Consider the following 8,973-nt stretch of genomic DNA (forward strand, 5'->3'; position numbering starts at 1 on the left):
TCGGCTGGCGTGCCCGGCGCCCAGGTGGTGACGATCCACGGTCGCGGAAACCGCGCGGAGGGCTCGCCGAGGCGCTGCGGAACGGGAACCGGCAGCGGAAGGCGCGGGGCGAGAGCGGGCAGCCAGGTGTGCTTCTTGCGCAGCAGCGCGTCCGCGGACTGCGTCGCTCAGGGCAGCCGGACGGCGAGGTCGTCGCCGAGCCGCCATAGCTGGTTGTCCCAGCCCCGCGCGCCGAGCCGCACAGGGTAATCGGCCAGGTTGGGGTGCTGGTCGCGCAGCAGATCCCGCACCAACTCCGCGGTGATCTCAATCTCGGTATGCGTCATACGGGGCAAAAGTAGCCGGATGGGCGGCCCGCCCCGTTTTCTCTCCGGTTCAAGGCTTTCAGATCAGGAGGCCCAGGGTTTCGGGCGGTTCCCAGGCTGTCAGCTGCCGGTCACAGTCGGTTCCTCCTGCGCGCACTGGTTGATCAGTTCGGCGAGGGCTTGCCGGTCCTGCTTGGGGAGGTCCTGCAGGAGGGCGATCATCGGCTGGAGCACCTCCATCGCGGCCTCTGGTGTGAGGGAGTCGTCGTCGCTGTGATCAAGCCTGATGACGATCTCGGTGAGGGCTTTGGCGAGGGTGCGTTCGAGGGTGGTCATGATGGGCTCCTGGCTGGTCGTTGATGGCGGCGAGGGCTGGTCAGCCTGCCGCCGGCTCGGTGAGCCGGGCTTCCAGATCGGCGATCATCTGGGTCAGCAGGCTGGTGTTCTCCAGGCCGACCTTGTCGATGCCGGCGACCTTCGTGATGCACTCATCGGCGGCTGTGGCCGTCGTGGCGAACTCCGCTCGTGCGATCGAGCAGGGGTTGCCGGCCTCGAAGGTGGTGGCGCGGTGCATGTCCTTCACCGATGTCATCGCCGCTCGTGCGGCGGACATGGCGTCGCGGGCGCTGAACTCATCGCCGTGTCCGTGGCGCATGGAGCGGGTGACCCAGACCCGGCGCCGAGTGGGGTCGGCCGACGGCATGAACCTTTCCAGGCGGTCGCCCCGGTTGGCCGCGATCACGCGACGACCCGGACGGCCCGCCGCACAAGGCCCGACACCGCGAAGAACACGCACCGCACCCCGCAGCAGAGACAGCTTCCTGATCCGGTCGCGCACCCGGATGTCGCCGCGCGTCGGCCGATGGACGAACTCGACCGCGTCCGTTCCCTGTGCTGTGTCCCGCCTCTGACGAACCGTGGGCGGAACCTTGAACGCCCGCGCGCCGCCAGGCGGAAACGTCGCCCCAGAAGGACCGCACGGGTCAGGTGAGTGGCGACGCGGGTCCGGACCGGCCCGTGCGGTCCTGCTCCGTCCGCCCGCCGGTCCGCGTTCCGTACGGCACGGGGTGACCCGCGCCGTACGGGCGGAAGAGGATGGCGCAAGCCCGAACGGGCTTACGGTTCAGGCGACTTACCCGGTGAGGTCGCTCTTGTAGAAGACGGTCGCCTGGAACTGGTCAGGACTGCCACTGATCTTGCTGGAGAAGCCGAACGCGAGGCGCGGGCCGCCCGATGATCGCCAGATCGCCATTCCCTGAGGTTCGCGACCGGGCAGCGACTCGCCCGCTCTCGTCCGGTACACCTCCTCGACCGAACCCCCGGCCTTGTTCATGTCGAGACGGACCAGGTAGGACGGCTTGGCCGGGTCCGAGGGCTCCGCGGGCGGACCACCGTAGGAGAGGTACGCGTACTGGCCGTACGAGGTCACGCCCTGGAAGTGGTCGGAGTCGGAGAGACCGAGTTGGGCGTTGGTCGGGAGGGCGCGCTTGGCAAGGATGGGAGTGGTGTCGCTGATGCCCTTGTTGATGACGGCGGGGAGGTCGAACAGCGCGAGGCGCCACGGGCTCGTCGTCCCCATGTACCGGACGAGCAGCCGGTTGGTGTAGGGATCGATCGACGGTCTTGGACAGTCCCGGAAATCGGAGAGGCCGATCGGGAATTTCCCGACCCCCGCATCCTTGGCGTAGTCGAGCAGGCCCCCGTCGCTGTACTTGATGCGGCAGATCGTGTGGCTGTTCGGGGCCGTATCGGGGGACAAGCTCCTCCAGTCGCCCGCGAGCCACACATACGGAGATCCGAACGTGTCTGGCTGGATCGCCATCGACGAACCGTGGTCGAACCCGTGGAGCGCCATGGCGCCCAGCACCTTGCCGCTCAGGTCGGTCCTGGTCATCCAGAGGTCGCCGTTCGTGCTCCCGACCTTGGTCTGCACGAAGTAGATGTGCCCGTGGACGTGGTCAAAGGCGAAGGACTGCATCGCCCAGTAAGGCTGGTGAAGTGTGGCCCGCACAACGGGATCGCCGCCGGCCCCCTCGAATACGAAACGCTGCGATGTCGGGACGGTCGCGGACGCCGATTCAGCCGCGAACAAGGAAAGGCCGCCACTGGCGGCGGCGGCTGCTATCCCTGTACCCGTTCGGAGGAGCGTGCGACGACTTACGGCAGATGCTCCGCTGATTTGGGTATTTTCGCGCAAGTGCATCACCCTGCTGGTCGTTCGGCTGATTTGGTTGATCATGATCAACCTAGCAATCGGAGCGATGGGTGTCGATAAGATAAACCCCGGGCGAAATATGGGCACTTCGCGCACTAGAAGCGATATTTCCTGCGACACAGGGGCGTTGCCGGAGACTTGTGAGACCGTGTTGGGCGGGACTCAGACGGAGTGACCGAGCTGCACTTCTTGGGCAGGAGCCAGGGCCGCGTGCCGTCCGCGCGTGGGGCGCCCCGGCCGCCGCGGTGGCCGGCTCATGACGACTGAATCCATCGAGATGCGCCTTCGTGATCATCAGATCCCGGCACTCAAACGCGATGGCCGTCGTCATTTCACGACGCCACGCCTGTGACCAGGTCAATCTCATACACACTCCCGCGGACGCAACCGGGGAAACGGTCACCTGATCGTTGTCTGGCCTGATTCATCTCGCCATGTTCCAGCCGAATCCAGCCGTCGTCTGGTGCCGGGACCGGCTGTCCCGTTGTACCGACCCCGACCCGGGAGGAGGGCCTTATCGGAGGGTGAAGTCCGGGCCGCGCGGCTTCCTGCGCATGCGGACCTCCGGGAGGAGAGGCTTAGCAGGCCCAGCGCCGCCAGTGCCGCGCCGAGCCAGAGGGGGGCACGCAGGCCGTAGGCATCGATGGTCAGGCCTCCGCCCGAGGAGCCGACGATGACCCCAAGGGTGATGAAGGACGAGTGGACCGTGTTGGCCAGCGGCCGGGCGTTGGCGGTGCGCTGAACTCGAGTGGCCATGGCGGGGTTCATGGTGACGCCCACCAGGCCGATGCCGAGCATGAAGGCCACCGCAGGGACGCTGAGGTGGGCCAGCAGGGCGAAGCCGGTCAGGAAGACCAGGTTCAGCGCCAGCCCCCATACCTGGGGTGCGGCCGGAATACGCCGGAAAGGGGCCGCGGGGCTAAGGGCTGATCGTTAGGGTGGGTGGCGTCTTGTTGGCCGCATCTGCGGGGGTTGGCTGTGACCTCGGTCGATCGGACGGCGTATCCACGCTTTGGCCGCGTGGTGTCGGGGCGGGAGCTGTCTGAGGCGTTCACGCCGACGGATGCCGAGGTGGAGTGGGCGCGGACCAAGACGCAGGATCAGCAGCATCTGCTGGCCCTGGTGGTGTGGTTGAAGTCCTACCAGCGGCTGGGGTACTTCCCGAAGGTCGAGGATGTGCCGCTGGTGGTGGTGCGGCATGTGAGGGACGTTCTGGGGCTTGGCGAGGACGTAGCGCTGGAGCGTGCGGCGGTTCGGTCGGCCAAGCGGCATCGGGAGTTCGTCCGCAAGCGGATGAAGGTCGTCTATGACGGGGCTGGGGTCCGGAAGGTGGCCGAGGATGCGATTCGCAGGGCGGTCCTGACGAAAGATAATCCTGCGGACTTGATCAACGTGGCGTTGGAGGAGCTGGTCCGGGCGCGCTGTGAGCTGCCGGGCTACACCACGCTGGATGCGATGGCCGCGACGATCCGCACCGAGGTCAACAACGGCTTCTACCAGAGTGTCGCTGGGCGGCTCGATGCTGGGGCCAAGGCCAGGCTGGGGCGGATGCTGGTGGTGGATCCGATCAGTCGGCGCAGCGAGTTCGACCGTTTGAAGGATGTGGCGCAGGCCGCGTCGCTGGGCAAGTTCAAGCAGCGCCTGGAGTTGCTGGAGGGTATCGACGCGATCGGGCCGACCGAGGTGTGGCTGGATGGCGTGCCACCGGGGAAGATCGCTCATTTCGCTGGGGAGGCGCGGGTCACCGACGTCGCCGACATGAAGAAGATCACCAACGGGGACAAGCGGCTGACGCTGATTGTGTGCTTTGTGCACGCAGTCCGGACCAGTGTCCGCGATGACGTGGGGACGATGTTCTGCAAGCGGATGGCCGCGATCCACAAGAAGGGGCGCGAGCGCTTGGAGGCCCTGCGGGAGGCGCATCGGGTCGAATCGGAGCGGCTGTTGGGCGTCTTCGGCGACGTGCTGTCCATGGTTCGCGAGGCCACCGCCCCTGAGGAGGAGGCGTCGGCCGAGAGCAACGGCGATGCCTCGGTGAAGGGCCGGGCGCCGGACACGCGTGAGGTGGCGGAGCGAGCCGGCCGGTTGGTGCTCAAGACGCTGGAGAAAGCGGGCGGGGTGGAGGTGCTGACTGCGGCCCATGAGGCTGTGTCGGCCCATCACGGCAACAATTACCTGCCGCTGCTGGAGCAGTACTACGGGTCCCATCGTGCGGCGCTGTTCACGCTGGTGACCGCGATCACGCTGGAGTCGACCAGCGCGGACCGAAGCGTGGTTGACGCGGTGGAGTTCCTGCGGGCGCTGCGTGGCGCGAAGGCCGTGTTCGTGCCGGAGCGGCTGACGGTCGAGCGGGTGGGCGCGGACGGGCAACCGGTCACGGTGACGCTGTCGATCGACATCGACGGCTTCGCTTCGGCGATGTGGAAGAAGGTCCTGCGGGACAAGCACAAGCCGGGGATGCTGGTGCGCCGTCACCTGGAGGTGTGCGTGTTCTCCTACCTGGCGGACGAGTTGCGGTCCGGGGACATCGCGGTGGCGGGGTCGGAGTCCTACGCCAACCTGCACGAGCAGCTGATGTCCTGGCAGGAGTGTGAGCCGCTGGTGGCCCGGTTCTGCGAGGAGGCCGGGATCCCGTCCGAGTCGTCGCAGCTGACATCCTTCTTCCAGGACAAGCTTGCCGCCCTCGCTCGGAGCGTCGATGCCGGGTATCCCTCCAACACCGATCTGGTGCTGGAGGGTGGCCGTCCGGTGCTCAAGCGGCGCAAGGGCGCCGAGCGTCGGCCGGAGGCGCTGGAGTTGGAGGCTGCGGTCCATGACCGGCTGCCGCAGCGGGCGCTGCTGGACATCCTCACGCGCACCGCCTATCTGCTGGGCTGGCACCATCACTTCGGTCCGGCCTCCGGCTCGGATCCGAAGATCAAAGAGGCCTTGGCTCGCTACGTGCTGACGGTGTTCGCGCACGGCACACTACTTGGCCCGTCCCAGGTCGCGGCACACATGCGCGGCAAGGTCAGCGTGCACGAGCTCTCGCTGGCAGGCAACAAGCACGCCACCGCCGGCAAGATTGAGAAAGCGTCGGCGACGGTCGTCAACGCGTTCAGCAAGTTGGACGTGGCCGGCGTGTGGGGCGACGGGAAGACCGTCGCCGCGGACGGCTCCCAGATCGACACGTGGGAGAACAACCTCCTGGCGGAAACGTCCATCCGGTACGGGGGCTATGGAGGCATCGCCTACCGGCATATCTCCAACACCTACGTCGCCCTGTTCAGCCACTTCATCCCGTGCGGGGTGTGGGAGGCGGTCTACATCATCGAGGGCCTGCTGAAGAACACCTCCGACGTCCAGCCCGATACCATCCACGCCGACACCCAAGGCCAGTCGCTGCCGGTCTTCGGCCTGGCCGCGCTCCTGGGATTCGACTTGCTCCCCCGCATCCGCAACTGGCACGACCTGATCTTCTACCGGCCCGCTCCCGGCACGCACTACCAGCACATCGATTCCCTGTTCGGGGACGAGGCGGTCGACTGGGCCCTGATCGAGGCCCATTGGACGGACCTGCTGCGCACCGCGATCTCCATTCGGGAGAACAGGATGTCGTCGGTCACGTTGCTGCGCCGGCTGGGCAACCACTCCCGCAAGAACCGCCTGTACCGGGCATTCAGGGAACTCGGCCGGGCGATCCGCACCATCACGTTGCTGCGCTATCTGTCCGAGCCGCAGCTCCGGGAGCAAATCACCCAGGTCACCAACCGGAACGAGGCCTTCCACGGTTTCGCCGACTGGCTGATGTTCGGCGGCAAGCTCATCGGCCACAACGACCCCGACTACCAGGAGAAGGTCATCAAGTTCAACGAGTTGCTCGCCAACTGCGTCATGTACTCAACAGCCCTGGACATCACCAACGCCGCCAACGACATCGCCGCCGAGGGACAACCTGTCGACCTGGACGACCTGGCGACCGTTTCCCCCTACATCACCCACACCGTCCGCCGGTTCGGGAACTGGACCCTCAACCTCACCCCGCCGGACGGCACCCCCAACACCCGGTTGGATCTGGAGCCACGAGTGTTGTTCGCCGCGGCCCTGGCCTGATCCCCCTCATGAGATGCCGAAAGCGACCGGTGGGGACGAGGACCTCCAGCGGGTGGTGCGCTTCTTGGCCGCTACACACCACGCCAGGAGGTCCTCACCCCTTTCGAGATCCTCAACGGCAGGTCGCGAATCCCGTCCTTGCGTCCCCAACGTCCGTGGTCGGTACGCCGAGGTGAGCGGCATAAGGAACGGATCTATGCGGCATCACCAGGCTTGCCGTGGTGGTCGGCTTAGAGAGTCGCGGTCACGGGACGGCGGCCGCCAAGGTGGGCGGGAACAGAGGTGAGCGCCGCCACCACGAGCACGGTTGCCAGCACGAGGGCGATCAGCTGCCAGGGTGCGGGAAGCGTGGCCTTGTCGCTGTCGCCGCCGGTGATCGTGTTGATTCCGGCGAGCAGCGCCCAGCCTCCCGGGAAGACCCCCAAGACGGCGCCGAGGAGAGTGGGCAGCACCTGCGCGGTAGCCAGGGCGGCGGTCACTTCCTGGGGGGTTGCGCCGAGGGCGCGTGCCAGCGCCGACGCATGCCGGTTGTCGAGCACCGTCGCCCAGGTGAGGACTATGGCGTTGACCGCCGCCAGGGAGAGCAGGATGACCGTCCAGACGAGGAGCACGTGCCGCAGCACCGCCACCTGAGCTTCGGTGTATGCGCCGGTGCCTGGCTGGTCGCCGAGGAAGGCGTCGAGCACCAGCAGGACGTAGATGCCGCTGACCGTGACCGCGATGCTGACCACGCCCAGCACCACCCGTCGCGGCCGGCGGGCGGCGACCCGCAGAGCGAGCAGCAGCGGGACGGGCAGTCGCGTCGAGAGACTGATCAGCCAACCAGTGCGGCGAGGTGGGCGTGCCGCGTCGGCCAGCGCGCTGACGGTGCTGGAGCGGGCCGCGCGCACGGCCGGAACAGCGGTCGCCACGACCGCGACGCCGAGTGCCACGGCAGTCACCAGACCGATCGTGGACCAGGTCAACGACGCCGTCCCCGCGCCGCCGACGAGGCCGGCACTGGACTCGGTGAGTAACGGAGCGGTCAGCGCTCCGATCGTCAGCCCGGCCGCGGCCGCGACGACGGCCACCAGGAGGTACTCCGCGAGTAGCACGGCAGCGACCAGGCCCGGTGTGCCGCCGACTGCTTTCAGCAACCCGATACGCCTGGTCTGATCGGCCATCCGCCCGCCGACCAGCACTGAGAGACTGGCCACGGCGAGCAGGCCGAGCAGCCAGGCGCCGATCAGCAGCAGGATCTGGGAGTCTCGGGCCAGGTCGGTGGCGTCGGCGAGAATGCTCTCCCAGGTCTGCATGGGCATGGCGCCGCCATGATCGCCGCCGTTCCGGTCGACGAATGCCTGGGCTTCGTCCGGGTCGGCCAGCTTCAGGTTCATCACGTAGGACAGGGAGCTTTGGTCCGAGGCGAGGCTCAGCACGTCCGCCTGGGTGAGCCAGGCCAGCCCGGGATTGTGCAGCAACCCCGCTGGCAGCTTCCGGTCGTCGGGGATGGCGCCGTTGATGCAGCCGGCCGAGACGATGCAGGACGCTCCGGGATAGGGCGGCATGGCCGCGGTGACCGCGACGCCGACGACCTTGAACGACCTGCCGCCCAGGGTGACCGAGTCACCGACGCCCACATCGAGCGAGTCGGCGAAGGCGGCCTCGAGCACCACGCCGCCGTCGCTGACCCAACTGCCCTGGGTCACCTCGGGCTGATCGACCGCCGCGATAGCGGCGTCGCGCCCCATGGCCTGGACATCCGACGTCCGGCCGGACGCCTCGAGCTTCCCCGCGATGACGGGGTACGGTCCGCTGTGCTCGGTGACGCCGGAGGCGGTGGCCAGTTTCCCGAGCTCCGCGAGGTCGTCGGCCTGGCCGACGTTGGCGACCACGTCAGGTCCGTTGGTCGCCGCCCGGGTGCTCTGGTACGGGTCGCTGGCCGCCTCGCGCAGGACGAGCCCGAGCGTCAGCGTTGTGGTGGCGGCCAGGATGGCGAGTAGCAGAAGCGCGGCCTCGGTGCGGCGACGCCGTAGGTCTCGCAGAGCCAGGCGGACCACGAGGACGATGCGGCCCATTCCGGTCAGTCCTCCAGCCCGACGAGCGCGCCAAGCTGCCCGGTGGTGCCGCCGGTCAGCCAGCTCTCGTCCACAAGCGCGCCGTCGCGCATCGAGAACTTCCGGTCCGCGGTGGCCGCGATCCGCGCGTCGTGGGTGACGATGACCAGCGTCTGCCCCGACTCGTGCAGGTCCTTGAAGAGCTGGAGGACGTCCAAGGTGGCGGCGCTGTCCAGGTTTCCGGTCGGTTCGTCAGCGAGGACGACCAGCGGCTCGTTGCTCAGCGCCCGGGCGACCGCGACCCGCTGCCGCTGGCCGCCGGAGA

The 8,973-nt window shown here is 67.8% G+C and carries 6 protein-coding genes and 2 pseudogenes; 1 reads left to right on the forward strand and 7 read right to left on the reverse strand.

Features of this window, described 5'->3' with window-relative positions:
* From AB0J09_RS46365 to AB0J09_RS46385, 5 genes and pseudogenes are all read right to left on the reverse strand, one after another.
* Positions 1-326, reverse strand: a pseudogene (locus AB0J09_RS46365) (phosphotransferase); the annotation flags it as partial.
* 99 nt (positions 327-425) lie between these two features.
* Positions 426-641 (reverse strand): hypothetical protein, encoded by a 216-nt coding sequence (locus AB0J09_RS46370; RefSeq protein ID WP_360706273.1) that lies wholly within the window; start codon positions 639-641, stop codon positions 426-428.
* Between the two features lie 40 nt (positions 642-681).
* Positions 682-1,047: a hypothetical protein gene (locus AB0J09_RS46375; RefSeq protein ID WP_360706276.1), complete on the reverse strand. Its 366-nt coding sequence runs from the start codon at positions 1,045-1,047 to the stop codon at positions 682-684.
* Between the two features lie 390 nt (positions 1,048-1,437).
* A complete protein-coding gene (locus tag AB0J09_RS46380) occupies positions 1,438-2,316 on the reverse strand; it encodes a hypothetical protein (protein ID WP_360706279.1) in 879 nt (292 codons plus the stop codon).
* Positions 2,317-3,093: 777 nt separating this feature from the next.
* Positions 3,094-3,399 (reverse strand): annotated as a pseudogene (locus tag AB0J09_RS46385) (MFS transporter); the annotation flags it as partial.
* Positions 3,400-3,498: 99 nt separating this feature from the next.
* Here AB0J09_RS46385 and AB0J09_RS46390 point away from each other — a divergent pair.
* Positions 3,499-6,612, forward strand: a complete 3,114-nt coding sequence (locus tag AB0J09_RS46390) for a Tn3 family transposase (RefSeq protein WP_360706282.1) — start codon at positions 3,499-3,501, stop codon at positions 6,610-6,612.
* 230 nt (positions 6,613-6,842) lie between these two features.
* Here AB0J09_RS46390 and AB0J09_RS46395 read toward each other — a convergent pair whose 3' ends face one another.
* Complete coding sequence (locus AB0J09_RS46395; protein ID WP_360706285.1) at positions 6,843-8,669, reverse strand: FtsX-like permease family protein; 1,827 nt, start codon at positions 8,667-8,669, stop codon at positions 6,843-6,845.
* 5 nt (positions 8,670-8,674) lie between these two features.
* On the reverse strand, positions 8,675-8,973 hold a 299-nt coding region (locus AB0J09_RS46400), incomplete at its 5' end, for an ATP-binding cassette domain-containing protein (protein WP_360706288.1).

Origin of the sequence: Nonomuraea sp. NPDC049784, from assembly GCF_040659615.1 — a bacterium.
Taxonomy (GTDB): domain Bacteria; phylum Actinomycetota; class Actinomycetes; order Streptosporangiales; family Streptosporangiaceae; genus Nonomuraea.